The sequence below is a fragment of the Alteromonas sp. HB246098 genome (genome assembly GCF_054890645.1).
This window is the reverse complement of sequence record NZ_JBTZUG010000001.1, coordinates 1,221,592-1,236,171: the sequence shown is the minus strand read 5'-3', so window position 1 is coordinate 1,236,171 and position 14,580 is coordinate 1,221,592. Positions and strand designations below refer to the sequence as shown.

Here is a 14,580-nt window from a genome sequence, read left to right as displayed (position 1 = left end):
TTAGTTGTATAGTGTACCCCAAAAATACGAGGGTAACGTCAAAATGGCTCTAACAATTCCTGCACAATTAGATAAATTTGTATCATCTTATGTCGAACAAGCTGAAGCTAAGGGATTAAAAATCGCATTTGACAGCGAGTGGCCATCGCCTTGCTATAAAAATAGTGTAAATGACGGCGAGCTTGTCACTTGGGCTCCCGTGCTGCAATCTCCTCCACACTCTTTCGATAATGTTGAAGATGCACTGGCCTTAACGCTCAACCCAGATTATTGTCAGTTTTTCACTCGTTATTACAGTGACAATTTAAAGGCAATGGCACCTCAAGGTAACTGCGAATTGCTTCAAGTGTTTAATAGCGAAGACTTTGAAAGGCTACAACAGAATTTAATCGGCCACTTGTTAATGAAGCAAAGGCTCAAACAAGCACCTACGTTGTTTTTCGGCTTAACAGACGAAGAAGATTTCATATTAACGGTTGTCAACGAAAGCGGTGAAGTTGCATTGGAACAAGTAGGAAGAGAGCCTGCTAAAATACTTGCCCCGTCTCTAGCCGTATTTCTTGAGCAACTCACTCCTCGTGCTTGAAAATAACGCCTTTATACAACCTACCTACAAACAGTCACTACTTTCTTTGTTCGCATTAGTGTTTACTAAGCATGCATCAATTTAAGTAGTGCCTGTTTTAATTCAGCGACTTCCTTTTCTAATGTTTCCACACGCGCTTGAAGACTGTCTGGTCGATGTGTATTTAACGAAGTACTTTGTGAAGGTTGAGCTTCTTTGCCCGTGGCGTCAAACTGAGGCTTATGTGCATTGAAACGCTTAATTGCTTCAATAGCTTCTGTTACTGACACCTTGAATGGGGCTTTAGACCTTAAAATGCCTACCGTTGGCGTTTTGCCCTCTTGATACATTTGAAGACATAAAACGTGAAGTTGCTGTAAGTTCGAATTTGACATGAGAGTAAAAAGTTTTTAGATCGCGATTATAGCTAGTGTAGCTTGTTCACATAGTCAATTTCACTAATAAGTTGCTAATTTCACTATTTTTCAAATGTGCAAAAGTTGAGTGGTAAATAAAGTTTATATAAATCAGAGGGATATGCTTTTGGTACTATTCTTGTTTATTTAGTTTTGCATCACGTTTTTTCACACCATCAAGTGGATGAAAAATAAACGGTGCAGTCAGTATTCAGTGTCGATTCACATAGTAGGCGTAATAATCTACATGGTTATAAGTACTGACAATGTTTGCAATTGTAAGGTTTGCAAACAAAAGGCCATTAGGCTGTTAATTTAAAAATAAAAAACAACACACAATATTTAAGGAATTCACATGAAAACGGTTCTTCTTTCTGTAGCTTTAACATCTTCTGTTTTGCTTTCTGGCTGTGTCGTATCTGTAGGGGGCGGGTCAGATAGCCACTATGGCGCTGATTGGGAAGATAGAGAGTTTAATAATCGCAAACATATCGCAAATCTTGAGACGGGCACGAGCTATGAAAGTGTTTTAAGAAAAATGGGCGTTGCAGACTTTAACGAGCTGTTTGAAAAGCAAGATGGTACATATCGCGTACTATATTACCGCACGCAAAAAACAATGGGCGATGGTATAACAACGAAAGATGAGTGTACGCCCCTTGTTTTTAGAAATAGTAGCTTAGTCGGGTGGGGCGATAGCGCATACAGCCTAATGCACTAATTGGTGATTTTGCGAATGTATAGCGATGTAGAAATTGATGAAAAAGTTAAATGTTAATTAAAAGTTAACATGAAAGGGGTTTTCAAGTAGGCTAAAGTTTAGACAGTGTGAGTGGGTGATGGCGCGAAGATAAAGTGAGTGCCGTGTTGACCACTTTTTCTTATTTTACCGAGCTTTTACCGAGTCTGGTAAAAATAACTAAACAGCTTTGCGTACAAGGAGCCCCTTATGAATACCAATGCCCGCAATAACGCGTTAGCCCCCTTGCAAGACACAGTCAAAGCGATTTACCTTTCAGTCGACGATCTCAAAGTTGCAGCATCCATACTTTACAATGCGTATGTGGACGACCCCTTATTTATCGATATCTTTCAGGCTGAAAAAGAAGGTTATGAAAGTCGCCTTCGTTCAGCCATTCGCGAGGAACTTAACGCATTTTGGGTAGCAGAGCAGCCCATGATTGGTTTATTTGACGAAGATAGATTGATTGCAGTGGCATGCCTTACCGCACCAGATGCGGCATTTGGTGCAGGGCGTTACTGGCACTGGCGATTGAGAATGCTGCTAACCGCAGGTTTATTCGGCACCAAACAAATGCTGGAAAAAGAAGAGAAAGTAAGAGCGTTAGTACCTGCAGATAATTTTCATATGTTGAGTTTTATTGCGGTGCATCCTGATTATCAACACCACGGTCTTGGGCATATATTGCTAGGCGCCATCGACAGTGTTGTCGAAGAAGACGACAAAAGCGAAGGCGTTTCGGTATTTGTGACCGTAGATAAACATCGTACGTTTTTTAACGACGATAACTACCAGGTTGTTGGACAACTAAGCCTTTCCCATGTTCAAGGGGAAGTTATGTTTAGACAAAAGTGATGCTTTTTTATTTAACATGTTACCCCTATTAGAATATCGCCGAAAACAGTTCCAATCTTTACGCCAAATTTACCACAGCGTTTGTAAGACATTTCCTACAAATGCTGTGAGTGATCTTACCTAAATTCTGAAAGAATAATTCATACTAAAGTATATAGACCTTGTTTTTAAAAGGTTTTTTTTCGTTAGCCAAAAGTCGTACAAAAACTTTTCTTAAATCTCTGTAATTCAATATGGCGGTAATATTTGGAAGGGATACTATGAACATGTCACAAGGAAACACGACGAGTCAGGGATTGAGTCAGGAATTCATTAAAGGATTAAATTAGGACAACTTAAGGAAGAGATTCTCACAAGGTTGTGAGTAAAAGGAAGGGACGCAGTAGGGAGTTGCGAAACAAGGAAGTGACAAAGGATTGAAGGGAACGAACGGATTTCATGGATGGCATGTGTGATAGGAATGTCACAGACAGGACGTAGCATGGATAAGGACAAAGCTAGCAGGGAGCTAGTGGCACGGAGCCAAGGGCAAGGCGGCCTTAAAGGGATTTCTAGTTTGCATGGACGAGCAAACCAAGGATGAAAGAGGGACATGCTAAAGGATTAGCAAAGCTGTAGCAGGATGTGCAGCAAACAAAGGACGAAGGAAGGGAAGGTCAGCGGAGTCTGACAAGGACAGCCTCAGGATGAGGAACACTGCATGTAGGATGTGCAGTAACAAAGGAAAAAAGGAAAGGGACCTACGCATGGAAGTGTAGCTCGCACAGGAAGTCGCGAGAGTAGATGGAAAGGGGCGTATACGGATTTTAATCGGGAAGATTTTAGTCGCAAAGGATCGCGGAGAAGGATACTCAAAATTCCAGGAAAAAGGGGAGCCGTCAGGTTCCCCTTTTTTTTGCGGTGTGGGAAACCTATTTTCCAGTTTTCTAAAAATTATTTCTTAGTACTGAAGAGTCTGTAAACCCCTGAACATAAGCACCTACACCCTATGCGGTGGTACTTCGGTTCGCATAACCCTCACGCCTATCAATTCGACTTCGCCGGTATACCTGTCTTCACCATTACTTGAAAACTCAAAGTGGAATAAGCTGTGCCAGTCCGGTTTACCAAACTTAAATGAGAACCGAGTTTTAGCTCTTGCCACACTTAACAACTGTAAACCATGTTTATCGCAGTATTGGTTTAGATAAGCGTTTGTGCGTTCTGAAATAGCCCGTATACGCCAAAATTGATAGCCAGTAAAACCAATTGTTAACCATATGACCAATTCAAGTAATGTCATCTACTTTCTCGCCTGTGCAAACAACCGCTGAAATGCCTTGCTAAGAATATCCGAGTTGGCGTCTGAGTGTAGCAGCGTAAGTACTTGTCTGCGCAATTTCGGAATTTGGACTAAATCAGAAAAGAAACCAGCAAATAAGGCACCTTGGTGACCTTCTTTTTCGTCAACTTTTGCAGCTTGTTCTAAAAAGTTACTAAGTAGGAGCGGTTCCATTTGCTCAAAATGCCGAGCCGCTATAACACTTAAAATATCGAGACGCTGTGTTTTTTCATTCTTCAATAAGTCTAGTAGCTTACTATTTACCGCTGGGTTGAAGTTTCCTTCAGACGTGCCTCTCAAAGCCGCTAGATTGATGTCGTCGCCATCATCAATTTTGCTCAAATACATAGCCAATAAGTTATCTGACAAAGAAACGCTCTCGCTTGTCTCCATAAGCGTATTAACAAACACATCTGAGTAAAGTGCTACATTGGCTTTAATTGCTTTTTCTAACACATCTCGCTTTGCGTGCCTGCTGAAACCATGTATAAAATCTGCCACGCTTTGCATAGATATTTGTTGCCAATCCACAAGCTGTGGGGCTTGGATGTAAGCTTCAACTTTCTGCGCTTCTTCGCTTAAGGGGTGGTTTAACGTGCTTTTGACTAGCGCATTAAACTGAGCAAGTTGCGATTGGTTCGGAACGAAGGAATAAGGGTTGTCGGGCAATTGCTGTGCATTTTCGGTATCTTCTGCAATCGACTTCCCTAATGCATCCACAATAATTTCTAGAAAATGATTTCTAGCAGCTGCAACGACCAAGCCTTGCTCATCAAGTGGTAGCTTTATAAACCAAATATAGTGTTGCGAAGAAGCATTTTTGTTCCAAAAAACAATACCGAACCACGCATGTTGTTGACGAGGGTAGGGCGCGTAAGCACTGCCATTTTCTATTTCTAGAAACGTTTGATTATCTGTGGGTTCAATACGTCGACCTAAATCAAAAACATGATATTCAGTGCCTGCGTGTAACAAAAACTCACTGATAGAATTGATACTGTTAGCGCTCATAACTCGTTCCAAAATACTGCTTTAATTAAATGTTACTAGGCCCGTAGACCTTTGATGTTCAGCAAAGATCAACCGCCTCTAGGACGTGCTTATATTCGCGAGGGTCATCGGTAAACGTCATTAATGGTATCACAGCAGAAGAATTTCAACGATACAACACACTGACTTATGTTGACCTTAAGCCCCTGATATACTGCGCGCTATAAATTGAAGCATATTAGGATAGCGGAGAAGTAGTGAATCAAGCAGATAGTAGCCGTCATTTAGCTTTCATCAACGCACTTGAGCAACTAGAAGCTGTAATGCAGCAAGATGGTGTTTGGCCAGATGAAGTACCCAATGACCAAGCGCTTAAAAATGCAATAGGAAGTAAAGTACCTTTCGCAGCAGATTGTTTTTCTTTTGAAGCTTGGCTAGCTTTTGTTTTTATACCCAAAATGCGCATTTTATTGAGCCAATCGCACCCTATACCGGCGATGCAAATTACACCCGCAGCAGAAGTATATTTATCACCCGCGAATCAAAGTACTCTGTCCGCGCTAAAAAATATTGACGATATTGCCAGCGGAGACATTGGATGAGTAAGCTGGGCCAAGCTTCAGGTATCCCACAAAAGGGCCTGTCAGATGATGCAATAGAGCGTCTAGAAATGCAGTTTAGTGAAAAAGCCAATGTTGAAGAACAAGATAGCGCGAGCTCTCTTCACTTACCTGTTTTATACCAAGATGAGCATATCATTGCGATAAATAAGCCCCCAGGCTTGCTAGTGCACAGGAGTCCTATAGATAGGCATGAAACCGTTTTTGCGGTGCAGACGCTTAGAGATCAAATCGGCAAGCACGTATTTCCAGCTCACCGCTTAGATAGACCTACATCAGGTGTGTTGGTGTTTAGTTTTAGCTCAGAAATTGCGGCAAAGCTAGGTCAACAACTGATGGATAAGCAGGTGGCTAAGGTATATCACGCTGTGGTTAGAGGCTTCGTCAACCATACCGGCTTTATTGATTATGCCCTTAAGTACCGTTATGACAAAATTGCAGACAAACACAAAAGGCCACAGCAAGCTCCCCAGCCAGCGTCCACCATGTATGAGTCACTAGCAAAGTTTGAATTGCCCGAGCCTGTAGGTAGATATCAAAGTGCTAGATATTCGTTAGTAAAACTTTCTCCCAGTACTGGGCGTAAGCACCAGCTTCGAAGGCACATGGTACACATTCGTCACCCCATTATTGGCGATACAACTCACGGCGATGGGAAGCAAAACAAATTCGCTAAACAGCACTTTAATTTTAATAATTTGGCCTTAAGTTGTACTCATATGGGCTTTTCTCATCCTGTTAGCGGTAAATGGATAACGATTAATGGTGAGATGCACAATGAAATGCAACAATTCGTAAACAGGTTAAAACCGTTTAGCTTGATAAGATAGAAATACTTTCCGCCTGTCGACATGGGCGACGATCATTGTTTTAAGAGGTAAAAATGGCAACATTGAAAATTATTGCGGGTACAGTATACGGTAACGCGCAACACGTAGCTGAGCAGGTGGAAGAAAATTTAGCTGAGCAGGGAGTAGATTGTTCACTCGAAAGCGACCCATCAGTAGCGGATTTTACTGATGCTGACGCACTGTTAATTATCACCTCAACGACAGGTCAGGGCGATGTTCCACCTAACCTAGAGTTTGTGTTTTCAGATTTAAAAGACGAATCACCGATGCTAACGGGCAAGCCTTTCGCTGTTGCAGCGCTAGGTGATAGTAGCTATGGCGAAAGCTTTTGTGGAGCAGGTAAACAATTCCAAGAGTTACTTACTGAACTGCAAGGTAACGCGGTTACTAATATGTTAGAAGTTGATGCTATTGAAACCTTAGAGCCAGAAAAAGACGTGGTAGAGTGGGTTAACACCATCAAGGACAAGCTTTTGTCTTAAGGGTTGATGGCTTTACTGGTTATAAAAAAGAGGCGCTAAGGCGCCTCTTTTTTATATGCGAACGTCGTTAGTTACCTAACGATGCATAAATTTTTATTCAACACCGCGAAGTAGAGCGTTAATACCTACTTTAGCGCGGGTTTTCGCATCAACTTTTTTCACGATGATTGCTGCGTATAGGCTGTATTTGCCATCTGCGCTAGGTAGGTTACCCGCAACAACCACAGAGCCCGCTGGTACACGGCCGTAGTGAACTTCACCGGTCTCACGATCATAGATACGCGTGCTCTGACCGATATAAACGCCCATTGAAATCACTGAGCCTTCTTCAACGATAACACCTTCTACGATTTCAGAACGCGCACCGATAAAACAGTTGTCTTCAATAATGGTAGGGTTTGCTTGAAGTGGCTCTAATACGCCACCGATGCCTACGCCACCAGAAAGGTGAACATTTTTACCAATCTGCGCACACGAGCCTACTGTAGCCCACGTATCAACCATAGTGCCTTCATCAACAAATGCACCAATGTTTACGTACGAAGGCATAACAACTGCGTTTTTGCCCACAAAAGTACCCGTGCGTACAGCAGCTGGTGGAACAATGCGCGCACCGTCAGCGGCAAATTGCTCAGCGGTGTAGTTGGTGTACTTAAGAGGAACCTTGTCATAAAACTTGCTCTCTGCGCCTTCAATAACATCATTGTTGTGAAGACGGAAGAAAAGTAGAACCGCTTTTTTCAGCCACTGGTGTACTACCCATTCGCCAGCAATTTTTTCTGCAACGCGGCCTTTTCCGCTATTAAGTAGGTCGATAGCTTGCGCTACCGCATCTCTTACTTCATCAGGTGCTGATGACGGGCTAATGCTGTCGCGATTTTCGAAGGCGTCTTCAATAATGGCTTTCAATTCATTCATGGTATTGTGATATCTTCAAGTTGGTCGAGTTTAAACAGGATACGCTTTTTAAGGTTTACCTGTTGTTCTTGGGTTAATGCGATGCCAGCTTCATTGCTGACGATAAAAATGTCTTCGGCTCGCTCGCCAATGGTGGCAATCTTTGCAAGCTTAAGTGTCATATTAGTATCAACGAATGCATGACCAATTTTAGCTAAAATGCCCGGTGCGTCTAGGGCTTCTAACTCGATAAGCGTGGCTTCATCGTTGATATTGAAAAAACGAACCTTGGTTGGCACGTCTAACTGTTTCATTTGGCGGGGTAACTTTCGTTTGTTTTCGTGAGAGCGTCCCGGCTTTTCTAATTGGGCAGAAATGGCATTCTCAATAGAAGCAATGCGCGACTCTGAGCTTATACGACTGCCGTCGTTTTCAAGAATAAGCATGCTGTCAAATACATAGCCATCTCTGGTCACGGTTACGTGAGCATCGTGGATAGAGCAATTGCGACTATCTAAAACCGACGCTACTTGAGCGAACAAGGCCTTTCTATCTTTGCCATACACAAAAACTTCAGTGCCGCCTTTGGAACTGTTGTCGTTCGCTTTTACCAATAGTCCGTTGTGTTCAGGTGTCAGCCATTCACCTTGTGCTTTAATAATTTCATCTGTATGCCACGCAATTTGAGTCGGCTTGAAGCGAACAAAATAGTCGTCATCAAAACGAGCCCACAGTGCATCTATTGCATTAGTATCGATAGCGCGCTCTTGCAGTATTTGTCGAGCTTGATGTTTGTGAGTGGTTACTCGCTCGTTGAGTGTAACCTGACACTGTAGTCCATTATCTAACGCTTTTTGCGTCATTAAATACAGTTCGCGAAGCAAAGACGCTTTCCAATCATTCCAGAGGTTATCGTTAGTGGCGCGAATATCGGCAAGGGTCAATGTATAAAGTAAATTAAGGTGGTTATGGCTTCTTACCGCCCCAGCAAACTCACTAATTACATCGGGATCGTAAATGTCGCGGCGTTGGGCAACCACTGACATTAGCAGGTGGTTTTCGACTAGCCATGCAATCAGTTCTGCATCTTTACTTGGAACGTCGTGCTGTGCACAGAACTTAGCAACATCTTGCGCGCCTAGAGTGGAGTGGTCGCCATTACGACCTTTCGCGATGTCGTGGAAAATTGCAGCAATGTAGAGTATTTCAGGTTTGTCTAGGTTGCGGCAAATTCGGCCGCACCTTGGAAAATCTTTGTTCTCTTTCGAGAAAAAGTAGTTTACATGCTTTACTAATCGGTGAGTGTGTTCGTCCACCGTATAGGCATGAAACAAGTCAAACTGCATCATACCTACAATGGTATCCCACTCTGGAAGGTAGGCTTGTAAAATACCGTACTGGTGCATAATGTCCCAACCGAAATCAAAAAATTCAGGTTGCTTCATTAATCGCATAAATTTTTCGCGGCACAGAGGGCGCTCTACGTAATATTCTGCCTCAAAGGCCCGGTGAGCGTTACGCAATTGTCGAATACAAATAGTACTTAAGCCTTTTACTTCTGGCGTGTTTGCCACCAAATGTAAAAAGTCTAAAATTGCTTCCGGTGATGAAAATACGGTTTCGTGACGTGGCGAAATCATATTGTCGAGCAGTTCAAAATCTTCGTTTATGATTACGCTTTTTTGCACGCTTTGATTCAGCATGTCGTACTTGAAGCGTTGTAGTAACATTTGGTTCAGTTCAGAGACGCGCGCTACAGTGCGGAAAAAGTCGCGCATCATTTTTTCCACAGACGCCTTACCTTCTTCACCGTATCCCATCATTTGTGCAACATCGGGTTGATAGTCGAAAAGCAGTCGGTTTTCGCTTCTGCCAGCAACTAAGTGAAGCGCACAACGCATTTTCCACAGGTGCATACGACAGGCGATTAATTCACTGTGTTCTTGCTCGGTGAAGTAACCGTGACCCACCAAGTTCCATCCGTCATACTCTTTAAAGTGCTTTTTCGCTACCCAACCGATAGATTGAATGTCTCGCAAACACCCTGGGTTTTCTTTAATGTTCGGTTCAAGGTTGTAAGCGGTGCCGTTAAACTTGGCATGGCGCTTTTTTTGCTCGTCATATTTAGCCGAGAAGAAAGATTTACTCGACCAGGAATTGCGACCGTTTACCTCATCCCACAGTTTGTCGAATGTAGTTTCACTTCCACAAAGCAGACGGCTTTCAACGAGATTTGTCGCTATCGTAATATCGTCTTTTGCCAGTTTAACCGTTTCTTTAATTGTGCGTACCGACTGTCCAACATCTAACTTGATATCCCATAAAAGGGTGATGAACATGCCAATTTTTTCTTGTACTTCAGGCTTTAGCTTCTTCTTGCTGACAATGAGTAAATCGATGTCTGAGTGGGGTTGTAAATGGCCGCGACCGTATCCGCCCACCGCGCAAAGGGAAAGCTCATCCACGGTATCTAAGCCGTAAAGTTGCCAAAGGTGACAAAGCAATGCGTCGACAAACTGCGCACGACCAGTAACGAGCTGATTAACTGGCGTAGCGTCGAAAGACTCTGTTATCCATGTATAACTGGCTTCCACGCATGATTTAATGACGGGAATTTCATCAACAGAGTTAATTGTGTCGATATTCTTTATCAGTGATTGCAGCGTCAAAATGCACCTTTGAAATAGACTTCTATTAAAACGCTAAGAACAATAGCATGAATTGATAGTAGTTCGCAGTAGCAAATTTATGCATAAGTTAGGTTGAATTGTGAATATTTATGGTTTTTTGTTATAGGTGTGTAGCCCGTTAAATAGGGTCTTTGTATGAGGATGAAAAATAAAGATTTAGTATGCGGTTTTAAATGAGGTAAAGGGGCAAACGAAGCGGCTGTTTGCTTAACAGCCGCAATGTAAAAGTTATCCGTGTGAAATAACACGCTCTAGGCTTTCTTCCTCACGCAGCGTTAGAATTTCAACACCGGTCTCGGTAACTAAAAGAGTGTGTTCCCACTGAGCACTTAAACTTCTATCTTTGGTTACAACAGTCCATTGATCTGGCAAAACTTTTGAGTAACGTTTGCCTGCGTTAACCATAGGTTCGATGGTGAAGCACATCCCAGGCTCTAACACATCACCTGTACCAGGCTTTCCATAGTGAACAATTTGAGGCTCTTCGTGGAAGCTTGCACCAATACCGTGACCGCAGTATTCGCGTACTATTGAATAGTTATGCGCTTCAGCATGGGTTTGACAAATATGACCAATGTCGCCGAGACGCATGCCCGGCTTCACTTGTTCAATTGCTTTATATAGGCACTCTTGAGTAACGCGAATAAGGCGCTCGGCAAGAATAGATGGCTTACCCACAACGAACATCTTCGAAGTATCACCGTGATAACCGTCTTTTATAACAGTTACGTCGATGTTGATAATGTCACCGTCTTTTAGCTTCTTGTCAGAAGGAATGCCGTGACATATACAATGGTTCACCGACGTACAGATAGACTTTGGAAATGGTGGGTGACCATAGTTTAATGGAGCGGGCACTGCCTTTTGCTCGTTTACTATATAGTCGTGACAAATAGTATTCAGTTCATCGGTGGTTACGCCTTTTTTCACATAAGGCCCGATCATAGTAAGTACTTCGGCAGCCAGTTTACCGGCTACGCGCATTTTTTCGATTTCTTCTGGGGTTTTGATAATAGCTGTCACAGCGCCTCTCAAATCGTTTGAAACTAGTTTGGTGAAGAATTTAAATTACTTACGCAGTATAACACTATTCAGGTCATTCTTAGTAAGGTGCTGATATTAAAGGTATTTAATTGATGATTCTTAAGGCTGATAGCAATGGGGTGGGTAGTCTTAATAAAGGTTAGCAAAAATACTTAAAAGCCGGGCTTTTTAACGTTAAAACTTGAGGCTGTGATGGTATTGTGGTATAAAGCGCGCGCCCTGACGGAAAGCTCATTTTGCTATGTGCATTAAGCACCGTTTTAGAGGGTAAATTTATTTTATTAAAACACACATATACCGACACTTCGTATCGGGGTGTTCAGTTCAACGCAGGTTGGCCTGAATCGATACAAGGGGTATATGGAGGCCTAACCCCAAGAGGAAAATAAAATGGCTAATGTTTCTATGCGTGACATGCTGAAAGCAGGTGTGCATTTCGGTCACCAAACTCGTTACTGGAACCCAAAGATGAAGCCTTTCATCTTCGGTGCTCGTAATAAAGTTCATATCATCAACCTTGAAAAAACGGTTCCACTTTTCAACAACGCACTTAACTACCTTTCAGGTGTTGCGTCTAAGAAAGGTAAAATCCTATTCGTTGGTACTAAGCGCGCCGCTGGCGAAGCAGTAAAAGACGCTGCTCTTAAGTGCGACCAGTACTACGTAAACAAGCGTTGGTTAGGTGGTATGCTGACTAACTGGAAAACAGTACGTCAGTCAATCAAGCGTCTTAAAGATCTAGAGCAACAAGCTCAAGACGGTACGTTTGAGAAGCTAACTAAGAAAGAAGCACTTATGCTTCAGCGCGAAATGGACAAGCTTGAAAACAGCCTTGGCGGTATCAAAGACATGGGCGGTCTTCCAGACGCAATCTTTGTTATCGACGCAGATCACGAGCACATTGCTGTAACAGAAGCTCGTAACCTAGGTATTCCTGTTGTTGGTGTTGTTGATACTAACTCTAACCCAGACGGTGTTGATTACATCATCCCTGGTAACGACGATGCTATCCGCGCTATCCAACTTTACTTGGATGCTGCTGCAAACGCTATCAACTCAGGTCGCGAAAGCAACCTTGAAGTACAAGCTGAGCAAGACGACTTCGTAGAAGCGGCAGAGTAATTCTGATTGCTTACTGTCATATCTAGATAATATGGCGGTACTACAATACGAAACGTATTGAGAGGGGCGATATCGCCCCTTTTACCTAACGAATTTATATTTAATGCTGAGGAATTGAAAAATGGCAGTGACTGCAGCACTAGTTAAAGAACTGCGCGAACGTACTGGCGCAGGTATGCTGGATTGTAAAAAAGCCCTGGTTGAAACGGATGGTGACATTGAGTTAGCCATTGAAAACATGCGTAAATCAGGTCAAGCGAAAGCGGCTAAAAAAGCAGGCCGTATCGCAGCTGAAGGTGTTATCCTTACTAAAGTTGAAGGTGGTCGCGCGACCATGCTTGAACTAAACTGTGAAACTGACTTCGTAGCACGTGACGAAGGTTTCCTAAAGTTCGGTAACGAGCTTCTAGAAGTAGCAGCAGCTAACAACATCAACGACATCGACGCGCTTAACGATGCAGAACTTAACGGTTCTAAAGTAAGCGAAGTTCGTGACGCACTTGTTGCTAAAATCGGTGAAAACATCTCTCCTCGTCGCGTTATCAACGTTGAAGGTGACACGCTAGGTGCATACGTACACGGCGGCCGTATTGGTGTTATCTCTATCCTTACTGGCGGCGACGAAGAGCTAGCGAAAGATATCGCAATGCACGTTGCAGCTGCTAGCCCGCAGTTTGTTAAGCCAGAGAATGTTCCGGCTGAAGTTGTAGAGAAAGAGAAAGAAATCCAAATCGAAATCGCTATTCAGTCTGGTAAGCCAGCTGAAATTGCTGAGAAAATGGTTGCAGGCCGCATGAAGAAGTTCACTGGCGAAGTGAGCTTGACTGGTCAGCCTTTCGTTAAAGATCCTTCAATCTCTGTAGCTGAGCTTCTTAAGAACAACAGCGCAGACGTAATCAACTTCGTACGTTTCGAAGTTGGCGAAGGTATCGAGAAGAAGACTGAAGACTTCGCTGCTGAAGTAGCTGCTCAAATGGAAGCTGCTAAGAAATAATTGAGCGTTTATCTTTTGCATTACGCAATAGTTAGATAAACTACAAAGCACCTCTTAGGAGGTGCTTTTTTATAGCTGCATATCTTTAGTATTGCTAATGCAGTGCGCAAGTGTGAAGCTAGGCGAGTTACAAGCGTGCGCCTGCCAAACAAACGAAAGCGCTTTGTCCTATGTTTTTTACGTCAATGCTTTATTGAAAGACATAGGACAAAACGGGTTTACGAGGACAATTCAAACTATGAGTATCACACCAAAATCAGCATATCGACGCATTCTGTTAAAGCTTAGTGGTGAAGCCCTAATGGGCGAAGAAGGCTTTGGCATAGACCCTAAAGTGCTAGATAGAATGGCACAAGAAATAAAAGAGCTGGTTGAACTTGGTGTTCAAGTTGGTCTTGTTATCGGTGGTGGTAACTTGTTCCGTGGCGAAGGCCTAGCAAAAGCGGGAATGAACCGTGTTGTTGGCGACCACATGGGCATGTTGGCTACGGTAATGAACGGCCTAGCTATGCGCGACGCGCTTCATCGTGCATTTGTAAACGCGCGTATGATGTCTGCTATCCCATTAAACGGCGTGTGCGATGCTTACAACTGGGCAGAAGCTATTAGCCTTCTTAAGTCGGGCCGCGTTGTTATATTTTCTGCCGGTACTGGCAACCCTTTCTTCACTACTGACTCAGCGGCTTGTTTACGCGGTATCGAAATTGAAGCCGATGCGGTACTTAAAGCCACAAAAGTAGACGGCGTATACAGCGATGACCCAGTAAAAAATCCTGAAGCGACATTGTATGATCAATTGTCTTACCAGGAAGTATTGGAAAAAGAATTAAAAGTAATGGACTTGTCAGCTTTCACTCTAGCACGAGATCACAGCTTACCAATTCGCGTATTCAACATGAATAAGCCGGGTTGCCTTAAGCGTGTGGTGATGGGTGAAAAAGAAGGTACCGTCATTTGCCACGCTGACAATGATTAATTAAGAACAATAGGA

The 14,580-nt window shown here is 43.1% G+C and carries 15 protein-coding genes; 9 read left to right on the top strand and 6 right to left on the bottom strand.

Annotation, left to right across the window (positions count from 1 at the left end):
- The first annotated feature begins 43 nt into the window (after positions 1-43).
- Positions 44-586, top strand: coding sequence for a SecY-interacting protein (syd, locus tag ACYTPF_RS05275; RefSeq protein ID WP_461851421.1), 543 nt, complete (start codon positions 44-46; stop codon positions 584-586).
- Positions 587-651: 65 nt separating this feature from the next.
- On the opposite strand, the gene ACYTPF_RS05270 is transcribed toward syd, so the two are convergent.
- Positions 652-960 (bottom strand): hypothetical protein, encoded by a 309-nt coding sequence (locus ACYTPF_RS05270; protein WP_461851420.1) that lies wholly within the window; start codon positions 958-960, stop codon positions 652-654.
- A 376-nt stretch (positions 961-1,336) separates the two neighbouring features.
- Here ACYTPF_RS05270 and ACYTPF_RS05265 point away from each other — a divergent pair, with 376 nt between their 5' ends.
- Together ACYTPF_RS05265 and ACYTPF_RS05260 are read left to right on the top strand one after the other, a co-directional pair.
- Positions 1,337-1,702 (top strand): DUF3192 domain-containing protein, encoded by a 366-nt coding sequence (locus tag ACYTPF_RS05265; protein WP_461851419.1) that lies wholly within the window; start codon positions 1,337-1,339, stop codon positions 1,700-1,702.
- Between the two features lie 228 nt (positions 1,703-1,930).
- Entirely contained in the window at positions 1,931-2,578 is a 648-nt protein-coding gene (locus tag ACYTPF_RS05260) for a GNAT family N-acetyltransferase (protein ID WP_461851418.1), read from the top strand.
- A 979-nt stretch (positions 2,579-3,557) separates the two neighbouring features.
- Here the strand turns inward: ACYTPF_RS05260 and ACYTPF_RS05255 are convergent.
- Both ACYTPF_RS05255 and ACYTPF_RS05250 read right to left on the bottom strand, forming a co-directional pair.
- Complete coding sequence (locus ACYTPF_RS05255) at positions 3,558-3,860, bottom strand: DUF3301 domain-containing protein (protein WP_179982592.1); 303 nt, start codon at positions 3,858-3,860, stop codon at positions 3,558-3,560.
- Positions 3,861-4,910 (bottom strand): DUF3549 family protein, encoded by a 1,050-nt coding sequence (locus ACYTPF_RS05250; protein ID WP_461851417.1) that lies wholly within the window; start codon positions 4,908-4,910, stop codon positions 3,861-3,863. It lies immediately after the preceding gene.
- 236 nt (positions 4,911-5,146) lie between these two features.
- On the opposite strand from ACYTPF_RS05250, the gene ACYTPF_RS05245 reads away from it, so the two are divergent.
- From ACYTPF_RS05245 to ACYTPF_RS05235, 3 genes are all read left to right on the top strand, one after another.
- The gene (locus tag ACYTPF_RS05245; RefSeq protein WP_461851416.1) at positions 5,147-5,491 is read left to right on the top strand and encodes a YqcC family protein; all 345 of its coding nucleotides are present in this window, start codon (positions 5,147-5,149) and stop codon (positions 5,489-5,491) included.
- Between the two features lie 68 nt (positions 5,492-5,559).
- The gene (gene truC / locus ACYTPF_RS05240; protein ID WP_461851542.1) at positions 5,560-6,339 is read left to right on the top strand and encodes a tRNA pseudouridine(65) synthase TruC; all 780 of its coding nucleotides are present in this window, start codon (positions 5,560-5,562) and stop codon (positions 6,337-6,339) included.
- A gap of 53 nt (positions 6,340-6,392) precedes the next feature.
- Positions 6,393-6,842 carry a flavodoxin gene (locus tag ACYTPF_RS05235; RefSeq protein ID WP_179982595.1) on the top strand — a complete coding sequence of 150 codons (450 nt, stop codon included), beginning with the start codon at positions 6,393-6,395 and terminating at the stop codon, positions 6,840-6,842.
- A gap of 93 nt (positions 6,843-6,935) precedes the next feature.
- Here ACYTPF_RS05235 and dapD read toward each other — a convergent pair whose 3' ends face one another.
- From dapD to map, 3 genes are all read right to left on the bottom strand, one after another.
- Positions 6,936-7,760 carry a 2,3,4,5-tetrahydropyridine-2,6-dicarboxylate N-succinyltransferase gene (dapD, locus tag ACYTPF_RS05230; RefSeq protein ID WP_118490066.1) on the bottom strand — a complete coding sequence of 275 codons (825 nt, stop codon included), beginning with the start codon at positions 7,758-7,760 and terminating at the stop codon, positions 6,936-6,938.
- Entirely contained in the window at positions 7,757-10,408 is a 2,652-nt protein-coding gene (gene glnD, locus ACYTPF_RS05225; protein ID WP_179982596.1) for a [protein-PII] uridylyltransferase, read from the bottom strand. The genes dapD and glnD overlap by 4 nt, the downstream gene beginning before the upstream one ends.
- Before the next feature lie 249 nt (positions 10,409-10,657).
- Positions 10,658-11,452 carry a type I methionyl aminopeptidase gene (gene map / locus ACYTPF_RS05220; protein WP_179982597.1) on the bottom strand — a complete coding sequence of 265 codons (795 nt, stop codon included), beginning with the start codon at positions 11,450-11,452 and terminating at the stop codon, positions 10,658-10,660.
- A 411-nt stretch (positions 11,453-11,863) separates the two neighbouring features.
- Between map and rpsB the strand changes: the two genes are divergently transcribed.
- From rpsB to pyrH, 3 genes are all read left to right on the top strand, one after another.
- Entirely contained in the window at positions 11,864-12,595 is a 732-nt protein-coding gene (rpsB, locus tag ACYTPF_RS05215; protein ID WP_015066407.1) for a 30S ribosomal protein S2, read from the top strand.
- Positions 12,596-12,716: 121 nt separating this feature from the next.
- The gene (gene tsf / locus ACYTPF_RS05210) at positions 12,717-13,589 is read left to right on the top strand and encodes a translation elongation factor Ts (protein ID WP_071958698.1); all 873 of its coding nucleotides are present in this window, start codon (positions 12,717-12,719) and stop codon (positions 13,587-13,589) included.
- Between the two features lie 238 nt (positions 13,590-13,827).
- The gene (pyrH, locus tag ACYTPF_RS05205; protein WP_069943865.1) at positions 13,828-14,565 is read left to right on the top strand and encodes a UMP kinase; all 738 of its coding nucleotides are present in this window, start codon (positions 13,828-13,830) and stop codon (positions 14,563-14,565) included.
- Positions 14,566-14,580: the final 15 nt, after the last annotated feature.

What these genes read in the sequence shown, in the direction of transcription:
- syd (WP_461851421.1), top strand. Translation starts at nt 44, where the DNA reads ATGGCTCTAACAATTCCTGCACAATTAGATAAATTTGTATCATCTTAT.
- ACYTPF_RS05270 (WP_461851420.1), bottom strand. Translation starts at nt 960, where the DNA reads ATGTCAAATTCGAACTTACAGCAACTTCACGTTTTATGTCTTCAAATG.
- ACYTPF_RS05265 (WP_461851419.1), top strand. Translation starts at nt 1,337, where the DNA reads ATGAAAACGGTTCTTCTTTCTGTAGCTTTAACATCTTCTGTTTTGCTT.
- ACYTPF_RS05260 (WP_461851418.1), top strand. Translation starts at nt 1,931, where the DNA reads ATGAATACCAATGCCCGCAATAACGCGTTAGCCCCCTTGCAAGACACA.
- ACYTPF_RS05255 (WP_179982592.1), bottom strand. Translation starts at nt 3,860, where the DNA reads ATGACATTACTTGAATTGGTCATATGGTTAACAATTGGTTTTACTGGC.
- ACYTPF_RS05250 (WP_461851417.1), bottom strand. Translation starts at nt 4,910, where the DNA reads ATGAGCGCTAACAGTATCAATTCTATCAGTGAGTTTTTGTTACACGCA.
- truC (WP_461851542.1), top strand. Translation starts at nt 5,560, where the DNA reads ATGCAGTTTAGTGAAAAAGCCAATGTTGAAGAACAAGATAGCGCGAGC.
- ACYTPF_RS05235 (WP_179982595.1), top strand. Translation starts at nt 6,393, where the DNA reads ATGGCAACATTGAAAATTATTGCGGGTACAGTATACGGTAACGCGCAA.
- dapD (WP_118490066.1), bottom strand. Translation starts at nt 7,760, where the DNA reads ATGAATGAATTGAAAGCCATTATTGAAGACGCCTTCGAAAATCGCGAC.
- rpsB (WP_015066407.1), top strand. Translation starts at nt 11,864, where the DNA reads ATGGCTAATGTTTCTATGCGTGACATGCTGAAAGCAGGTGTGCATTTC.
- tsf (WP_071958698.1), top strand. Translation starts at nt 12,717, where the DNA reads ATGGCAGTGACTGCAGCACTAGTTAAAGAACTGCGCGAACGTACTGGC.
- pyrH (WP_069943865.1), top strand. Translation starts at nt 13,828, where the DNA reads ATGAGTATCACACCAAAATCAGCATATCGACGCATTCTGTTAAAGCTT.